The sequence below is a fragment of the Streptomyces cellostaticus genome (assembly GCF_023630175.1).
Lineage (GTDB): Bacteria > Actinomycetota > Actinomycetes > Streptomycetales > Streptomycetaceae > Streptomyces > Streptomyces cellostaticus_A.
Genome location: NZ_JALLIN010000016.1, coordinates 67,882 through 84,874 on the forward strand (window position 1 = coordinate 67,882; position 16,993 = coordinate 84,874).

Annotated in this window: 11 protein-coding genes; 4 read left to right on the forward strand and 7 right to left on the reverse strand. The window is 72.3% G+C overall.

All coding sequences use genetic code 11. From position 1 onward, the window contains the following. Positions 1–2: 2 nt before the first annotated feature. Positions 3–1,409 (reverse strand): lysine N(6)-hydroxylase/L-ornithine N(5)-oxygenase family protein, encoded by a 1,407-nt coding sequence (locus MXD57_RS12740; RefSeq protein WP_250401481.1) that lies wholly within the window; start codon positions 1,407–1,409, stop codon positions 3–5. Beyond that, positions 1,406–2,767: a pyridoxal phosphate-dependent decarboxylase family protein gene (locus MXD57_RS12745; protein WP_250401482.1), complete on the reverse strand. Its 1,362-nt coding sequence runs from the start codon at positions 2,765–2,767 to the stop codon at positions 1,406–1,408. Before MXD57_RS12745 ends, MXD57_RS12740 begins: the two co-directional genes overlap by 4 nt. Before the next feature lie 156 nt (positions 2,768–2,923). Between MXD57_RS12745 and MXD57_RS12750 the strand changes: the two genes are divergently transcribed. After that, a complete protein-coding gene (locus MXD57_RS12750; RefSeq protein WP_250401483.1) occupies positions 2,924–3,466 on the forward strand; it encodes a GNAT family N-acetyltransferase in 543 nt (180 codons plus the stop codon). Between the two features lie 406 nt (positions 3,467–3,872). Here the strand turns inward: MXD57_RS12750 and pepN are convergent, their stop codons facing one another. After that, entirely contained in the window at positions 3,873–6,353 is a 2,481-nt protein-coding gene (gene pepN / locus MXD57_RS12755) for an aminopeptidase N (RefSeq protein WP_250401484.1), read from the reverse strand. A gap of 193 nt (positions 6,354–6,546) precedes the next feature. Then, positions 6,547–6,897, reverse strand: a complete 351-nt coding sequence (locus tag MXD57_RS12760) for a chorismate mutase (protein ID WP_250401485.1) — start codon at positions 6,895–6,897, stop codon at positions 6,547–6,549. 139 nt (positions 6,898–7,036) lie between these two features. Here MXD57_RS12760 and MXD57_RS12765 point away from each other — a divergent pair, with 139 nt between their 5' ends. Further along, positions 7,037–7,924 carry a hypothetical protein gene (locus tag MXD57_RS12765; protein ID WP_250401486.1) on the forward strand — a complete coding sequence of 296 codons (888 nt, stop codon included), beginning with the start codon at positions 7,037–7,039 and terminating at the stop codon, positions 7,922–7,924. 24 nt (positions 7,925–7,948) lie between these two features. Here the strand turns inward: MXD57_RS12765 and MXD57_RS12770 are convergent, their stop codons facing one another. Further along, positions 7,949–8,671: a vWA domain-containing protein gene (locus tag MXD57_RS12770; protein ID WP_250401487.1), complete on the reverse strand. Its 723-nt coding sequence runs from the start codon at positions 8,669–8,671 to the stop codon at positions 7,949–7,951. Between the two features lie 142 nt (positions 8,672–8,813). Here MXD57_RS12770 and MXD57_RS12775 point away from each other — a divergent pair, with 142 nt between their 5' ends. Next, positions 8,814–9,707 (forward strand): rhomboid family intramembrane serine protease, encoded by an 894-nt coding sequence (locus MXD57_RS12775; RefSeq protein WP_250401488.1) that lies wholly within the window; start codon positions 8,814–8,816, stop codon positions 9,705–9,707. 42 nt (positions 9,708–9,749) lie between these two features. Further along, complete coding sequence (locus MXD57_RS12780) at positions 9,750–10,658, forward strand: chitosanase (RefSeq protein WP_250401489.1); 909 nt, start codon at positions 9,750–9,752, stop codon at positions 10,656–10,658. A 114-nt stretch (positions 10,659–10,772) separates the two neighbouring features. Here MXD57_RS12780 and MXD57_RS12785 read toward each other — a convergent pair whose 3' ends face one another. After that, a complete protein-coding gene (locus MXD57_RS12785) occupies positions 10,773–12,236 on the reverse strand; it encodes a glutamate synthase subunit beta (protein ID WP_250401490.1) in 1,464 nt (487 codons plus the stop codon). After that, positions 12,229–16,827, reverse strand: a complete 4,599-nt coding sequence (gltB, locus tag MXD57_RS12790; RefSeq protein ID WP_250401545.1) for a glutamate synthase large subunit — start codon at positions 16,825–16,827, stop codon at positions 12,229–12,231. Before gltB ends, MXD57_RS12785 begins: the two co-directional genes overlap by 8 nt. Positions 16,828–16,993 lie beyond the last annotated feature (166 nt).

Genomic DNA, 16,993 nt, shown 5'->3' on the forward strand with positions numbered 1-16,993 from the left:
TGTCATTCGCGCAGGGGCGTGAGTTGCCCGGCCCGTCTGGCGTGCTGCGTGGGGACGCCGGGTTCCTTGAGTCCGAAGGTGGTGAAGGCGGTGCGGGTGGGCAGGGGGTACTGCTCCTTGCCGGTGAGGGAGTTGAGGATGGCGGCGCTGCGCCAGGCGGTGAGGCCGAGGTCGGGGGCGCCCACGCCGTGGGTGTGCAGTTCGGCGTTCTGGACGTAGAGGGAGCCGGTGACGCAGGGGTCGAGGAGGAGGCGGTAGTCCGCGCCGATGCGTGGTCGTTCGCTGCTGTCCCGGCGCAGGTAGGGGTCGAGTCCGACGAGGATGTGGTCGACGGGGCGTTCGCGGTAGCCGGTGGCGAGGACGACGGCGTCGGTGGCGAGCCGGGTGCGGGTGCCTTGCTGGAGGTGTTCGAGGTGGAGTTCCACCTGGCCGGTGGCGATGCGGCCGGCGGTGCGGACCCGGACGCCGGGGGTGAGGACGGTGTCGGGCCAGCCGCCGTTCAGGGTGCGCCGGTACAGCTCGTCGTGGATGGCGGCGAGGGTGTTCGCGTCGATGCCCTTGTGCAGTTGCCACTGGGAGGTGGTCAGCCGGTCGCGGACGGGTTCGGCGAGGGCGTGGAAGTAGCGGGTGTAGTCGGGGGTGAAGTGTTCGAGGCCGAGTTTGGAGTACTCCATCGGTGCGAACGCCTCGGTGCGACCGATCCAGTGCAGTCTCTCCTGGCCGGTGGGGCGCCGGCGCAGCAGGTCGAGGAAGACTTCGGCGCCGGACTGTCCGGAGCCGACGACGGTGATGTGGCCGGCGCCGAGGAGGGTGGCGCGGTGGTCGAGGTAGTCGGCGGCGTGGATGACGGGGACGTCGGGTGCCTCGGTGAGTGGCCGCAGGCTGTCGGGCACGTGGGGGGTGGTGCCGATGCCGAGGACGATGTTGCGGGTGTGGGTGCGGCCGATGGCGGGGGTGTCGCCCTGGTCGCCGAGGCGGGTGTGGTCGACCTCGAAGACGTCGTGCTGGGGGTTCCAGCGGACGGCGTCGACCCGGTGGTGGAAGCGGAGTCCGGGCAGGTGCTGGGAGACCCAGCGGCAGTAGGCGTCGTATTCGGCGCGCTGGATGTGGAAGCGTTCGGCGAAGTAGAAGGGGAAGAGTCGTTCGCGGGTCCGGAGGTAGTTGGGGAAGCTCCAGGGGCTGGTGGGGTCGGCGAGGGTGACCAGGTCGGCGAGGAAGGGGACCTGGATGGTGGAGCCTTCGATGAGCAGTCCGGGGTGCCAGTCGAAGCGGGGGCGCTGTTCGTAGAAGACGGCGTCGAGTTCGGCGAGGGGGTGGGCGAGGGCGGCGAGGGAGAGGTTGCAGGGGCCGATGCCGATGCCGACGAGGTCGCGGGGGGTGCCGGGATGGTGGTGTGGGGGGTTGTTCATGCCGGGGTGCTTCCTTCGGTGAGTTCGAGGAGTGCGGCCAGTTCGTGGGGCCGGGTGTGGGGGTTGAGGAAGGTGGCCTTGAGCCAGAGCCGTCCGTCGGGGCGGGCCCGTCCGAGGACGGCGCGGCCTTGGTGCAGCAGGCGGCGCCGTACGGCGGCGACGGCGGTGTCGGGGGCGCCGGCGGGCCGGAACAGGACGGTGCTGATTACGGGCCGGTCGTAGAGTTCGTGGCCGGGGTGCCGGTGGACGAGGGCGGCGAACTCGTGGGCGCGGGCGCAGACCTGGTCGACCAGGTCGCCGAGTCCGGTGCGGCCGAGGGTTTTCAGGGTGACGGCGATCTTGAGGATGTCGGGTCTTCGGGTGGTGCGCAGGGAGCGCCCGAGCAGGTCGGGGAGGCCCGCTTCGGTGTCGTCGTCGGCGTTGAGGTAGTCGGCGTGGTGGTGGAGTGCGGTGAGTTCGCGGGGTGCGGCTACGGCGAGGAGTCCGGCGGCGGCCGGTTGCCAGCCGAGTTTGTGCAGGTCGAGGGTGACGGTGTGGGCGGCTTGGAGGCCGGCGAGTTTGTCGCGGTGCCGGTCGCTGAAGGCGAGGCCGGCGCCGTAGGCGGCGTCGATGTGGAGTCGGGCGCCGTGGGTGCCGCACAGGCGGGCGATCTCGGGCAGTGGGTCGATGAGTCCGGCGTCGGTGGTGCCGGCGGTGGCGGCGACCAGCAGCGGGCCGGGTTCGGTGGTGAGGGTGTGGTGGAGGGTGGCGGGGTCGAGGGTGCCGCGCGGGGTGGGGAGGACGACCGGGTCGGGCAGGCCGAGCAGCCAGGCGGCGCGGGGCAGGGAGTGGTGGGCGTTGGCGCCGCAGATCAGGCGGAGGCCGCTGCCGCGGGTCTCGCGGGCGAGGAGCATGGCGAGTTGGTTGGATTCGGTGCCGCCGGTGGTGACGAGGGCGTCGGGGAGGCCGATGAGCCGGGCGAGGGCGCGGGTGACCTCGGCTTCCAGGGCGGAGGCGGCGGGGGCCTGGTCCCAGGAGTCCAGTGAGGGGTTGAGGGCGCTGGCGGCGAGGTCGGCGGCGGTTGCGACGGCGAGCGGCGGGCAGTGCAGGTGGGCGGCGCAGAGGGGGTCGGCGGGGTCGGCGGCGCCTTCGGCCAGGGCGTGTACGAGGGTGCGCAGGGCGTCGGGGTCCGGGGCGTCGGGGAGGACGCCGTTCTTGAGGGCGGCGGCGATCCGTGCGGTGACGGTCTCGGGGCCGCCGGCCGGCAGGGGGCCGCCGCGGGCCAGGCGGCCGGTGGCGAGCGCGTCGAGGACGGTGTCCAGGAGGGGGCGCAGGGCTGTGGGGCCGTCGGGGCCTGAGGCGAGGGGTGGCATGCTCATGGGCGGTCCTCCGGGGCGCGGGACGGGCGGGGGCCCTGGCGGGGGTCCACCCGTCCGGACGGTTCAACGACCGGGACCCGGATGTGGGTACTGCCGTACGGGGAAAACGCGTTGGAGCGGTGGAGCGGTGGTGGTGGCGCGGCTACCGTCGGGTGGATGGTTGACGCGTGGATGATCGAGGTGCCCGGTGAGCGGGTGGTGGTGCGTGAGCCCGGTCCGCGGGACGAGGTGCCGCTGCTGACGCTGTTCGAGGAGTGCGAGGACTGGTTCGTGGCGGCGACGGGGCTGCCGTCGGGGCCGGGTGATGTGCAGGGTCTGTTCTACGCGCTGCCGGAGGGGGCGAGTCCGCAGGACAAGGTGGTGCTGGTGCTGGAGCGGGACGGGGTCGTCGCGGGTCTGGTGGACGCGGTGCGGGACCATCCGGAGCCGGGTGCGGTGGCGGTGGGCCTGTTCCTGCTGGCGCCCTGGGCGCGGGGGCGGGGGCTGGGCCGTGCGCTGGCGGAGTCCCTGCTGGCCCGCGCGGGCGCGGTGTCCCTGGTGACGGCGTCGGTGCCGGCCGGCTGGCGGTCCGGTGAGGGTTTTCTGGAGCGGCTCGGCTTCTCCCTGGGGGCCGTCGTTCCGGTGCGCAGCACGGTGGGCGACCGGCGGGCGGGCCCGCGGGAAGGGGGCGTGCGGCGGGCGGAGTTGCGGGTCGGCTGAGGGTCCGGGGATCCCCGGTGGCTCGCCGGGCACGGCGGCCGACGCGGTGCGTCGCAGGGCGGGGGCGATCGCGTGCGGGGCGTGTCCCGGGCGATCCGGCGGCGCGGGATGGTGCCGTGGCCGTCGTCGTGCGCCCGCCGGGGATCGCGGGAGGGTCCTCGGCTCCCTCGCTGGATCGGGCCGCGTTCGCTCCCCCCGGGGGATGCCGCCGCGCGCTCCCGGTGAGCGGGGGTGTCGCGGGGTCCCGGTGAGCGGGGGTGTCGCGGGGTCCCGGAGCGCGGGGGTGTCGCGCGCTCCCGGTGAGCGGGGGTGTCGCGGGGTCCCGGTGAGCGGGGGTGTCGCGGGGTCCCGGAGCGCGGGGCCCGGGGCGGCCCGGAACTCGGGTGCCCCGGGGAGCCGTCCGGTGCTACTCGCCCCGCACGCGCAGGGCTCGGGCCAGGTCGTCGAGTTCGTCGACCAGTTTGCGGCGCAGGGCGGTGACCGGCTCCGCCTCGCGCAGGCAGGCTTCGCCGAGGGCGAGGTTCTCGGCGTCGACGGCGTGGTGCGGGAAGGCCCAGCGTCCGGCGGCGGCGGCGATGGCAGGGCCGCGGCGGGCGGCGAGCGCGACGGCGTCCTGGTAGAAGCGCGGTACGTAGGGGCGGACGAGGTCGGCCTGTTCGGGCTGCCAGAAGCCGCGCGCGGTGGCCGTGAAGAGGTAGTTGGAGAGGTCGTCGCCGGCGAACATCGCGTCCCACGCGGCGCGCTTGGCCTCCGGGTCGGGCAGGGCGGCGCGGCAGAGGGCGGCGCCCTCCTGGCCGCTGGCGGAGGGGTCGCGTTCCAGTTCGGCGGCGATGGCGGCCTCGTCGGTGGCACCGAGGGCGGCGAGCCGGCCGAGGATGCGCCAGCGCAGTTCGGGGTCGAGTTCGGGTCCCCCGGGGACCGTGCCGTCGGCGAGCCAGGCGGCGATGGTGTCGGGGTGGGGGGCGACGTCGATGAAGTGGCGTACGGCGATGAGGCGCAGGCCGGGGTTGTCGCCGTCCTCGGTGCGGCGCAGCAGGTCGCGGCAGAGGGAGCCGAGGGTGGCGAGGGCGTTGGGGCGGTCCTCGGGGCGCAGGTAGCGGTCGGTGATCTGGTGGGCGGCGAAGGCGAGGACGCCCTGTGCGAGGGCGAGGTCGGTCTCCAGGGGCAGATGGGTGCGGGCGGTCCCGAGGTAGGCGGTGGGCGGGAGTTCACCGTCGCGGACGGCGTCCCGCAGGGCGTTCCAGACCACCGCGCGGGTGAGGGGGTCGGGCAGTCCGGACAGGCCGGTGCGGACCGCTTCGAAGGAGTCGCCGTCGAAGCGGACCTTGGCGTAGGTCAGGTCGCCGTCGTTGACGAGGACCAGCGCGGGGCGCTTGCCGATGGGCTGGGGCGCGTTCTGCGGGATGTCCAGGCCGAGGTGCTCGCGCGGGGTGAGGCGGCCCTCGTCGGTGAGGTCGTGGTCGTAGAGGCCGACGGTGATCCGGTGCGGGCGGCTGCCGGCGCGGTCCACGGTGAGGGAGCAGGTGCCGTCGGCGGCGGCGACGCGCGGGCTGAGGGTGTCGACTCCGGTGGTGCGCAGCCAGGCGTCGGCCCAGGCGTGCACGTCGCGGTCGGTGGCCGCGGCGAGGGAGTCGATGAAGTCGGCGAGGGTGGCGTTGGCGAACCGGTGCCGTTCGAAGTGGATGTTGATGCCGGCGAGGAAGTTCTTCTCGCCGAGCCAGGCGACGAGCTGGCGGAGCGCGGAGGCGCCCTTGGCGTAGGAGATGCCGTCGAAGTTGAGCAGGGCGGCGGCGGTGTCGTCGACGGCCTCGGGAGCGACCGGGTGGGTGGAGGGGCGCTGGTCGGCGTCGTAGCCCCAGGCCTTGCGGGTGACGCCGAACTCGACCCAGGGCTGGGTGAAGCGGGTGGCCTCGAGGGTGGTCTGGTAGCCCATGTACTCGGCGAAGGACTCGTTGAGCCAGATGTCGTCCCACCACTTGAGGGTGACGAGGTCGCCGAACCACATGTGGGCCATCTCGTGGGCGATGACCATGGCGCGGGTCTGCCGTTCGGTGTCGGTGACGGCGGAGCGGAAGACGTACTCGTCGCGGAAGGTGACCAGGCCGGGGTTCTCCATGGCGGCGGCGTTGAACTCGGGGACGAAGGCCTGGTCGTAGGAGTCGAAGGGGTAGGGCTCCTCGAACTTCTCGTGGTACTGGTCGAAGCAGGCGCGGGTGACGTCGAAGATCTCCTCGGCCTCCGCCTCGAGGTGGGGGGCGAGGGAGCGGCGGCAGTGGATGCCGAAGGGCAGGCCGCGGTGTTCGGTGCGCAGCGAGTGCCAGGGGCCGGCGGCGACGGCGACGAGGTAGGTGGAGATCGGCGGGGTGGGGGCGGCCTGCCAGCGGCCCCGGCCGAGGTGTTCGGTGATGCCGTTGGCGAGGACGCTCCAGCCCTCGGGGACGGTGACGGTGAGTTCGAAGACGGCCTTGAGGTCGGGCTGGTCGAAGGCGGCGAGGACGCGCTGGACGTCGTCCAGGAACATCTGGGTGTAGACGTACGTCTCGCCGTCGGTGGGGTCGGTGAAGCGGTGCATGCCCTCGCCGGTGCGGGAGTAGCGCATGGCGGCGTCGACGCGCAGTTCGTGCTCGCCGGCGGTGAGGTCGCGCAGGGGCAGCCGGTTGCCGTCGAGGGTGTCGGGGTCGAGGGGCTGTCCGTCGAGGGTGACGGTGCGCAGGCGGGCGGGCTTCAGCTCGACGAACGTGTCCCCGGCGGACCGCGCGGTGAACCTGATCACGGTGCGGGAGTCGAAGGTCTCGTCGCCCGTGGTGAGATCGAGTTCGACCGTGTAGCGGTGGACGTCGAGGAGCTGTGCTCGGAGCTGCGCTTCGTCGCGCGTGATGACGGACATGGACGCCATGCTGCCTGATGGCTTCCACAGCGGACAGGGGCGGATCGGTACACGGCATATGTCCGGTCTCGCGCCCCGTGCCGTGGCGTCCGCGCCCCCTGTGCCGCCGTGTCCGCGCCCCCGGTGCCACGGGGTCCGCGCTCCCGGTGCCGCCGTGTCCGCGCCCGGCGTTCCGGCGGGCCGGCGCGGGGTGTCAGCCGGTCGTGGCGGACGGTCCGCCGACCGTGTCCCCGGCGATGGACTCGTGGTGCCGGATGACCTCGGCGATGATGAAGTTGAGGAACTTCTCGGCGAAGGCCGGGTCCAGCTTGGCGTTCTCGGCGAGGCGGCGCAGCCGTTCGATCTGCCGGGCCTCGCGGGCCGGGTCGGCGGGCGGGAGCTGGTGCCGCGCCTTGAGCCGGCCGACCTGCTGGGTGCACTTGAAGCGCTCGGCGAGCATGTGGACGACGGCCGCGTCGATGTTGTCGATGCTGTCGCGCAGCCGCTCCAGCTCCTGGCGGACCGCGGGGTCGACGTCACCGGTACCGGTGTTGCTGATGGTCATGACGGTCAACCCTAAGGGGGCGCGGCCCGGCGATCACAAGGTGACCAGCATGCGATCGGTCCCGGTCCGCGGGCGGGGGCGGTGGCGCGGGTGCCCGCATACAGTGGAAGGGAGTTCGGGGCGTCTTTGGGGGTCGCACGTGGCGGACGGCGGACCGGTCGAGCACGGTTACCCGCACCTGGAGACGGTGCGGGCGGCGGTCACCGCGCTGTACCGGCGGCTGTCGTACGACACCGTGCGGACGTTCTCGGCGAGCGTGCCGCCGGCCGACGTGGCCTTCTGCGACACGGACGACCTGCATCTGGGCGCGCAGCGGGTGGCCCGTGAGGTCGTGCGGCACTTCAGGCTGCCGGACGCGCGGCTGGTGGTGGGGTTCCGGGAGATGACGCACGCCGCCCATGTCGAACTGGCGGCGGGTCCGGAGTACTTCGTGGAGCTGAACGACCGGTTCCGTACCCATCGCAGGGACATCGGCGCGGCGCTCGCCCATGAGGTGACCCATGTCTACCTGCACCGTCTGGATCTGGCGTTCCCGACCACGGCGGAGAACGAGATCCTGACGGACACGGTGGCGGCCTACCTGGGCGCGGGCTGGCTGCTGCTGGACGCGTACCGCGAGGACGGGGTGTCCTCGCAGAAGCTGGGCTATCTCACCCCGGAGGAGTTCGGGTACGTCCTCGCCAAGCGGGCGCTGCTGTTCGACGAGGATCCCTCCGTGTGGTTCACCAGCCCGCAGGCGTACTCGGCCTACGTCAAGGGCCGGGAGCGGGCCCTGCGGGACGGGCAGCAGCCGCCGCTGACCGGGGCGGGCTGGGCGGGCCGGCGCCGCTACGCCCATGACCGGCGTCATCCGTCGGGGTGCCGGCCGGCCGCGGGGTACGCCTTCACGTCCGGTCCCGGTCCGGGCGGTGAGCTGCGGGTGTCCTTTCCCTGCCCCACGTGTCTGCAGCGGATCCGGCTGCCGGTCAGGGGGCGGGTGCGGGCCCGGTGCGGGCTGTGCCGCACGGTGCTGGAGTGCGACACGTAGGGCGCCGGCCGGGCCGGGCGGGAGTCAGCCGGCCAGGATGCCGGCGGTGCGCGCGGCCGCCAGCCACCGCGGGAACTCGCCGACGAGCCGGTCGTACAGTTCGGCGTCCGGGACCCGGCGCGGGTCCCGGCCGGCGTGGAAGAAGCCGGCGTTGTCCACGGCGCGTTCGGCGGGCACGGGCAGTTCGTCGAGTCTGCGCAGGAAGTCGAACTGCCGGCTGTCCGGGTCGCCGAAGCCGACGAACTGCCAGAACAGGGGGAGCTTGGCGGCCTTGCGGAGGTGGCGTTCGGCGGCGGGTCTGCTGGTGGGGCCGCCGTCGGTCTGGAAGACGACCAGGGCGGGGGCGGTGGCGCCGCTGTCGAGGTAGTGGTCGATGACGGCGTCCATGGCCAGGTGGTAGTTGGTCCTGCCCATGTGCCCGAGCCCGGCCGCGATCTCCTCGATCCGGCCCTCGTGGCCGTCGAGGGTGATGTCGGTGACCGCGTCGATGTCGGTGGAGAAGACGACCACCGGCACCCGGCCGTCGTCGTCCAGGTGCGCGGACAGGCCCAGCACGCGGTCGGCGAGGGCCTGCACGCTGCCGTCCCGGTAGTAGGGCCGCATCGACCCCGAGTGGTCCATCACCAGGTACACGGCGGCACGGAGATCGTCCAGTCCGTGTTTGCGCAGGGAGATCCCGGCCGTCCGGTACGGCGCGACGAGCGCGGGCGCGGTCTCCTCCAGTTTGCGCAGGCTGATCGCGGCCATGGTGCCCCCCTCGGGTCCGGCGAACGGCCGAGCCTACGCGATCACCGCCCCCTGCTGTCGCTCACGCCGCAGTGGTTCGCTATTTTGTTCGCCGCCGTCCCCACCGGCTCCCCCGTCCCCGTGAACCTGCAAGGAGCCGGCTGTGACCGCCGAGTCCGCCGTGACCGTGTGCTTCCGTCACCCCAAAATGGAAGCGCACGTCCGCTGCACCCGCTGTGACCGCTTCATCTGCCCGTCCTGCATGCGGGAGGCCGCCGTCGGCCACCAGTGCGTGGAGTGCGTGAAGGAGGGGCTGCGCTCGGTCCGGCAGGCGCGGACGGCGTTCGGCGGCCGGATCAGCGCGGTGCCGGTGGTGACGTACGTCCTGCTCGGGCTGAACGTGCTCGCCTATCTCGCCGAGCTGGCCCGGCCCTCGGTCGAGAACCGGTTCGACATGCTGGGCACGACGCCACCGGGCTACCTGCCCGAGGGGGTCGCGCACGGCGAGTGGTACCGGCTGCTGACCGGGGCGTTCCTGCATCTGACACCCACCGAGGGCGCGTTCGGCATCACGCACATCCTGTTCAACATGCTGGCGCTGTGGAACGTCGGCCGGATCGTCGAGGCGCAGCTCGGCCGCGTCCGCTACCTCGCCCTGTACCTGCTGTCGGCGCTGGGCGGCTCGGTGCTCGTGCTGCTGCTCGCCCCGCAGACCCCCACGGTCGGGGCGTCCGGAGCGATCTTCGGGCTGGGTGCCGCGTACTACATCATGGGCCGCCGGCTCGGCTACGACCGGCAGGCGGTCAACCAGTACATGACGGGTCTGCTGATATGGCTGGTGGTCTCCGCCTGGATGACCTCCTGGCAGGGGCACCTCGGCGGTCTGCTGGCCGGCGCGACGGTGACGCTCGCCTACGCCTACGCGCCCCGCGACGGCCGGCGCGGCCTCGTCCAGGCGGGTGTGTGCGTGGCCCTGCTCGTGCTGCTGGTGGTACTGACCGCGGTCAAGGTGTCCTCGCTTGCCGAGGGGCCGGCACTCGTGGGAGGCGCGGCCTGATCCGGGCCGTACGGTGACTGCCATGAAGAGACGGGACCTGTCATGAGACGAACCAGAATCCTGCTGCTCGCGGCCGCCCCGGTCGCCGTCACGGCGGTGCTCTACGCCCTCGGCCCCGGCCCCTCCGGCTCCGCGGACGGCCGGGGTACGCAGGTCTCCGCCGCGCAGCGGGCACGCCAGGACGCCAGGGCCCGCGCCGAGTCGGAGCGGGCCCAGGACGCCGAGGTCATCGCCGACGCCCCGCCGGGCCTGGCGGCGCCGGCCAAGAAGGAGCTGGCGCAGCAGCTCGTGGCGAGCGCGGAGAACTCCACGCTCGACTGGCGCAGCGCCTACGGCTACATCGAGGACATCGGCGACGGACACGGCTACACCGCCGGCGTCATCGGCTTCTGCACCGGTACGCACGACCTGCTGACGCTGGTCGAGCGGTACACCGACGCCCACCCGGGCAACGGCCTCGCCCGGTACCTGCCGGCCCTGCGGAAGGTCGACGGCACCGGCTCCCACCGGGGCCTGGACCCGGGCTTCACCGCGGCCTGGAAGGCGGAGGCGAGGCTCCCGGTGTTCCGCAGGGCGCAGGAAGCGGAGCGCGACCGGGTCTACTTCAATCCGGCCGTCCGCCTCGCCAAGCTCGACGGGCTGGGCACGCTGGGCCAGTTCGTCTACTACGACGCGATGGTCTTCCACGGCCCCGGCACCGGGCGCAACAGCTTCTACGGCCTGCGTGAGCGCGCCCTGAGGGAGGCCGACTCCCCGTCCCAGGGCGGCAGCGAGAGGAAGTACCTGGACATCTTCCTGGACGTCCGCCGCGAGGCGATGAAGGCGAAGAAGCCCACCATCGACACCACGCGCATCGACACGGCCCAGCGGCAGTTCCTCTACGACGGGAACCTGGGGCTGCGCACACCGCTGACCTGGCGGGTGTACGGGGAGACGTACACGGTGCCGTAGCCGGTGCGGTGCCCGGGCGTGCGACGGCGCCCGCCCATGTCCGGTCGGGGACAGGTGGGCGGGCGCCGTCCGGTGTTCCGTACGCCTTTGTACGGGACGTTTCTCGGTGACCCGTCAGACCGCCAGCGCGCGGTCCGTCGGGCGGATCGGGGCCGGCAGTTCGCTGGCGCCGGTCAGGAAGCGGTCCACGCCGCGGGCGGCCGAGCGGCCCTCAGCGATCGCCCAGACGATCAGCGACTGGCCGCGGCCCGCGTCACCGGCGACGAACACGCCGGGCACGTTGGTCTGGAAGGCGGCGTCGCGGGCGATGTTGCCGCGCTCGTCCAGCTCCAGGCCGAACTGCTCGACCAGGCCGTTCTCCCGGTCCGTGCCCGTGAAGCCCATCGCGAGGGTCACGAGCTGGGCCGGGATCTTGCGCTCGGTGCCGGGCTTGCGGGTCGGCCTGCCGTCGACGAACTCGACCTCGGCCAGATGCAGCCACTGGACGTTGCCGTCCTCGTCGCCCTCGAAGTGGGTGGTGGAGGCGGAGTAGATCCGCTCGCCGCCCTCCTCGTGCGCCGAGGTGACCTTGTACAGGATCGGGAAGGTCGGCCACGGCTGGTCGGCCGCGTGCCGCTCGTCGTTCGGGCGGGGCATGATCTCGAGCTGGGTGACCGAGGCCGCGCCCTGGCGGTGGGCGGTGCCCACGCAGTCGGCGCCGGTGTCGCCGCCGCCGATGACGACGACGTGCCTGCCCTCGGCCGAGATCGGCGTGGTGACGTAGTCGCCCTCCTGGACCTTGTTGGCCAGGGGCAGGTACTCCATCGCCTGGTGGATGCCCTTGAGCTCGCGGCCGGGGACCGGCAGGTCGCGGGCGGTGGTGGCGCCGGCGGCGATCACGACGGCGTCGTACCGCTTCTTGAGGTCGCGGGCGCCGAGGTCGCGGCCGATCTCCACGCCGGTGCGGAAGCGGGTGCCCTCGGAGCGCATCTGCTCGATGCGGCGGTTGATGTGCCGCTTCTCCATCTTGAACTCGGGGATGCCGTAGCGCAGGAGACCGCCGACGCGGTCCGCGCGCTCGTAGACGGCGACCGTGTGGCCGGCCCGGGTGAGCTGCTGGGCGGCGGCGAGGCCCGCCGGGCCCGAGCCGATGACCGCGACGGTCTTGCCGGACAGGCGCTCGGGTGCCTGCGGGGCGACGTCCCCGGTCTCCCACGCCTTGTCGATGATGGAGACCTCGACGTTCTTGATGGTGACCGGCGGCTGGTTGATGCCGAGCACGCACGCCGACTCGCAGGGCGCCGGGCAGAGGCGGCCGGTGAACTCCGGGAAGTTGTTGGTCGCGTGCAGGCGGTCGGAGGCGGCCGCCCAGTCCTCGCGGTAGGCGAAGTCGTTCCACTCGGGGATCAGGTTCCCGAGCGGACAGCCGTTGTGGCAGAACGGGATGCCGCAGTCCATGCACCGGCTGGCCTGCTTGCTGATGATCGGCAGCAGGGAGCCGGGGACGTAGACCTCGTTCCAGTCCTTGACGCGCTCACCGACGGGACGGGTCCTGGCGACCTCGCGGCCGTGGTTGAGGAAGCCCTTCGGGTCAGCCATTGGTCGCCGCCTCCATCATCTTCTCGGTGATCTCGGTCTCGGAGAGACCGGCTCGCTCGGCGGCGTCCTTGGCGGCGAGCACTGCCTTGTACGTGCTGGGGATGATCTTGCTGAACCGCTGCACGGCCGTGTCCCAGTCGGCGAGCAGCTTCCCGGCGACCGTCGAGCCGGTCTCCTCGGCGTGGCGGCGCACCACGTCGTGCAGCCACTGCTTGTCGGTGTCGTCCAGCGCCTCGACCGCTGCGGCGTTGCCGGGGTTGACGTTGTCGCCGTCGAGGTCGATGACGTAGGCGATGCCGCCGGACATGCCGGCCGCGAAGTTGCGCCCGGTCGGGCCGAGCACGACCGCGTGACCGCCGGTCATGTACTCGCAGCCGTGGTCGCCCACGCCCTCGGAGACGACCAGCGCGCCGGAGTTGCGGACGCAGAACCGCTCACCGGTGCGGCCGCGCAGGAACAGCTCGCCGCCGGTGGCGCCGTAGCCGATGGTGTTGCCCGCGATGGTCGAGTACTCGGCGAGGTGGTCGGCCCCGCGGTCGGGGCGGACGACGATCCGGCCGCCGGAGAGGCCCTTGCCGACGTAGTCGTTGGCGTCGCCCTCCAGGCGGAGCGTGACGCCGCGCGGCAGGAACGCGCCGAAGGACTGGCCGGCGGAGCCGGTGAAGGTGATGTCGACGGTGTCCTCGGGCAGGCCCGCGCCGCCGAACTTCTTCGTCACCTCGTGGCCGAGCATGGTGCCGACCGTGCGGTTGATGTTGCGGATGGCGACCTGGGCGCGCACGGGCTGTGCCTCGGTGGCGTCCGGGGCGGCGAGCGCGTCGGCGGCGAGTTTGATCAGCTCGTTGTCCAGGGCCTTCTCCAGGCCGTGGTCCTGCTCGACGGCCTGGTGCCGGACGGCGCCCTCGGGCAGTTCCGGCACGTGGAACAGCGGCTCCAGGTCCAGGCCCTGTGCCTTCCAGTGCTCGACGGCCCGCGTGACGTCGAGCGCCTCGGCGTGCCCGACGGCCTCCTCGATGGAGCGGAAGCCGAGCTCGGCGAGGATCTCGCGGACCTCCTCGGCGATGAACCGGAAGTAGTTCACCACGTACTCGGCCTTGCCGGCGAAGCGGTCGCGCAGCACCGGGTTCTGGGTGGCGATGCCGACCGGGCAGGTGTCCAGGTGGCAGACCCGCATCATGACGCAGCCGGAGACGACGAGCGGCGCGGTCGCGAAACCGAACTCCTCGGCGCCGAGCAGCGCGGCGATGACCACGTCGCGGCCGGTCTTGAGCTGGCCGTCGGTCTGCACGACGATGCGGTCGCGCAGGCCGTTGAGCAGCAGGGTCTGCTGGGTCTCGGCCAGGCCCAGCTCCCAGGGGCCGCCCGCGTGCTTCAGGGAGGTGAGCGGGGAGGCCCCGGTGCCGCCGTCGTGGCCGGAGATCAGCACCACGTCCGCGTGCGCCTTGGAGACACCCGCGGCGACCGTGCCGACGCCGACCTCGGAGACCAGCTTCACGTGGATCCGCGCCTGCGGATTCGCGTTCTTCAGGTCGTGGATCAGCTGCGCCAGGTCCTCGATGGAGTAGATGTCGTGGTGCGGCGGCGGGGAGATGAGGCCCACGCCCGGCGTCGAGTGACGCGTCTTGGCGACCCACGGGTAGACCTTGTGGCCGGGGAGCTGGCCGCCCTCGCCGGGCTTGGCGCCCTGGGCCATCTTGATCTGGATGTCGTCGGCGTTGACCAGGTACTCCGAGGTCACGCCGAAGCGGCCGGAGGCGACCTGCTTGATCGCCGAGCGGCGCGCCGGGTCGTACAGGCGGTCCGGGTCCTCGCCGCCCTCACCGGTGTTGGACTTGCCGCCGAGCTGGTTCATGGCGATGGCGAGGGTCTCGTGCGCCTCCTTGGAGATGGAGCCGTACGACATGGCGCCGGTGGAGAAGCGCTTGACGATCTCACTCGCCGGCTCGACCTCGTCGAGCGGGATCGGGGCCCGGCCGGAGGTGAAGCCGAACAGTCCGCGCAGCGTCATCAGGCGCTCGGACTGCTCGTTCACGCGGTCCGTGTACTTCTTGAAGATGTCGTAGCGGCCGCTGCGGGTGGAGTGCTGCAGGCGGAAGACCGTCTCCGGGTCGAACAGGTGCGGCTCGCCCTCGCGGCGCCACTGGTACTCGCCGCCGATCTCCAGCGCGCGGTGCGCGGGAGCGATGCCGGAGGCCGGGTAGGCCTTGGCGTGGCGGGCGGCGACCTCCTTGGCGACGACGTCGATGCCGACGCCGCCGATCTTGGTGGCGGTGCCGTTGAAGTACTTCTCGACGAAGGCGTCGTCGAGGCCGACGGCCTCGAAGACCTGGGCGCCGCGGTAGGAGGCGACGGTGGAGATGCCCATCTTGGACATGACCTTCAGCACACCCTTGCCGAGGGCGTAGATCAGGTTGCGGATGGCCTTCTCGGCCTCGATGTCCGACAGGAAGGTGCCCGCGCGGACCAGGTCCTCGACCGACTCCATCGCCAGGTACGGGTTGACGGCGGCGGCGCCGTAGCCGATGAGCAGGGCGACGTGGTGGACCTCGCGGACGTCACCGGCCTCGACCAGCAGGCCCACGTGGGTGCGCTGCTTGGTGCGGATGAGGTGGTGGTGGACGGCCGCGGTGAGCAGCAGCGACGGGATCGGCGCGTGCTCGGCGTCGGAGTGCCGGTCCGACAGGACGATCAGGCGGGCGCCGTTGTCGATGGCGGCGTCGGCCTCGGCGCAGATCTCCTCGATGCGCGCGGCGAGCGAGTCGCCGCCGCCGGAGACCCGGTACAGGCCGGAGAGGGTCGCGGCCTTGAACCCGGGCATGTCGCCGTCGGCGTTGATGTGGATGAGCTTGGCGAGCTCGTCGTTGTCGATGACCGGGAAGGGCAGCAGGACGGACCGGCAGGAGGCGGCGGTCGGGTCGAGCAGGTTGCCCTGCGGGCCCAGCGAGCTGCGCAGGGAGGTGACCAGTTCCTCGCGGATCGCGTCCAGCGGCGGGTTGGTGACCTGTGCGAAGAGCTGGGTGAAGTAGTCGAAGAGCAGTCGCGGGCGCTCCGACAGGGCCGCGATCGGGCTGTCGGTGCCCATGGAGCCGATCGGCTCGGCGGCGCTGCGGGCCATCGGGGCGAGGAGGACGCGCAGTTCCTCCTCGGTGTAGCCGAAGGTCTGCTGGCGGCGGGTGACCGAGGCGTGGGTGTGCACGATGTGCTCGCGCTCGGGCAGGTCGCCCAGCTCGATCTCGCCGGCCTCGAGCCATTCGGCGTACGGCTGCGCCGCGGCGAGGGACGCCTTGATCTCGTCGTCCTCGATGATGCGGTGCTCGGCGGTGTCCACGAGGAACATGCGGCCGGGCTGGAGGCGGCCCTTGCGGACGACCTTGGCCGGGTCGATGTCGAGGACGCCGACCTCGGAGCCGAGGACGACGAGGCCGTCGTCGGTGACCCAGTAGCGGCCGGGGCGCAGGCCGTTGCGGTCGAGCACGGCGCCGACCTGGGTGCCGTCGGTGAAGGTGACGCAGGCGGGGCCGTCCCAGGGTTCCATCATCGTGGAGTGGAACTGGTAGAAGGCGCGCCGGGCGGCGTCCATGGAGTCGTGGTTCTCCCACGCCTCCGGGATCATCATCAGCACGGAGTGCGGCAGCGAGCGGCCGCCGAGGTGCAGCAGCTCCAGCACCTCGTCGAAGGAGGCAGAGTCGGAGGCGTCGGGCGTGCACACCGGGAAGATGCGCTCGATGGCCCTGTCGTCGCCGCCGAAAAGGTCGGAGAAGAGCTGGGACTCGCGGGCGCGCATCCAGTTGCGGTTGCCCTTGACGGTGTTGATCTCGCCGTTGTGCGCGACGAACCGGTAGGGGTGCGCGAGCGGCCACGACGGGAACGTGTTGGTGGAGAACCGGGAGTGCACGAGCGCGATCGCGGAGGCGAAGCGGCGGTCGGACAGGTCCGGGAAGAAGGGCTCGAGCTGGCCGGTGGTCAGCATGCCCTTGTAGACGATGGTGCGGGCGGACAGGGACGGGAAGTAGACCCCGGCCTCCCGCTCGGCGCGCTTGCGCAGCACGAAGGCCCTGCGGTCGAGCGCGATGCCCTCGGCGGTGCCGGCGGCGACGAAGAGCTGGCGGAAGACCGGCATGGTGGACCGGGCGGTGGCGCCGAGCAGTTCCGGGGCGACGGGGACCTCGCGCCAGCCGAGGACGGTCAGGCCCTCGTCGGCGGCGATCGTCTCGATCCGTGAGACGACGTCCTCGGTGCCGTCCTCCGGCAGGAAGGCGATGCCCACCGCGTAGGAGCCCGCTGCGGGAAGGTCGAAACCGGCCACCTCACGGAAGAAGGCGTCGGGGACCTGGGAGAGGATGCCGGCGCCGTCTCCGGAGTCGGGCTCGGAGCCGGTGGCGCCGCGGTGCTCGAGGTTGCGCAGCACGGTCAGCGCCTGCTCGACCAGCGCGTGACTCGCCTCGCCGGTGAGGGTGGCCACGAAACCGACGCCGCAGGCGTCGCGCTCGTTGCGGGGGTCGTACATACCCTGCGCAGCAGGGCGAGCATCCATGAACGACCAGTTCTGGCCGTTCGAGGAATGCTGGGACGGCTGGCGCGGCGTACGCATCGGCTCTCCCGTCGTCGTCATGTGGCATATGTGGTGCCGAGGGACGACGTTGGCCCTCTGCGGAGTGCAAAATTTCGTGCAGGTTACATGATGGAACGGTTCCCGGGAACCGGATACTCCGTTCCAGCATGCGGACGCCGCAGGTTGCGACGAGGGTGCCGTGGGG

Bases quoted from the DNA above. Each gene is read 5' to 3' on its own strand.
- MXD57_RS12750 (WP_250401483.1), top strand. From the start codon at position 2,924: ATGGTTGACGCGTGGATGATCGAGGTGCCCGGTGAGCGGGTGGTGGTG.
- MXD57_RS12780 (WP_250401489.1), top strand. From the start codon at position 9,750: ATGAGACGAACCAGAATCCTGCTGCTCGCGGCCGCCCCGGTCGCCGTC.
- MXD57_RS12785 (WP_250401490.1), bottom strand. From the start codon at position 12,236: ATGGCTGACCCGAAGGGCTTCCTCAACCACGGCCGCGAGGTCGCCAGG.
- pepN (WP_250401484.1), bottom strand. From the start codon at position 6,353: ATGTCCGTCATCACGCGCGACGAAGCGCAGCTCCGAGCACAGCTCCTC.
- MXD57_RS12770 (WP_250401487.1), bottom strand. From the start codon at position 8,671: ATGGCCGCGATCAGCCTGCGCAAACTGGAGGAGACCGCGCCCGCGCTC.
- MXD57_RS12760 (WP_250401485.1), bottom strand. From the start codon at position 6,897: ATGACCATCAGCAACACCGGTACCGGTGACGTCGACCCCGCGGTCCGC.
- MXD57_RS12745 (WP_250401482.1), bottom strand. From the start codon at position 2,767: ATGAGCATGCCACCCCTCGCCTCAGGCCCCGACGGCCCCACAGCCCTG.
- MXD57_RS12740 (WP_250401481.1), bottom strand. From the start codon at position 1,409: ATGAACAACCCCCCACACCACCATCCCGGCACCCCCCGCGACCTCGTC.
- gltB (WP_250401545.1), bottom strand. From the start codon at position 16,827: ATGCGTACGCCGCGCCAGCCGTCCCAGCATTCCTCGAACGGCCAGAAC.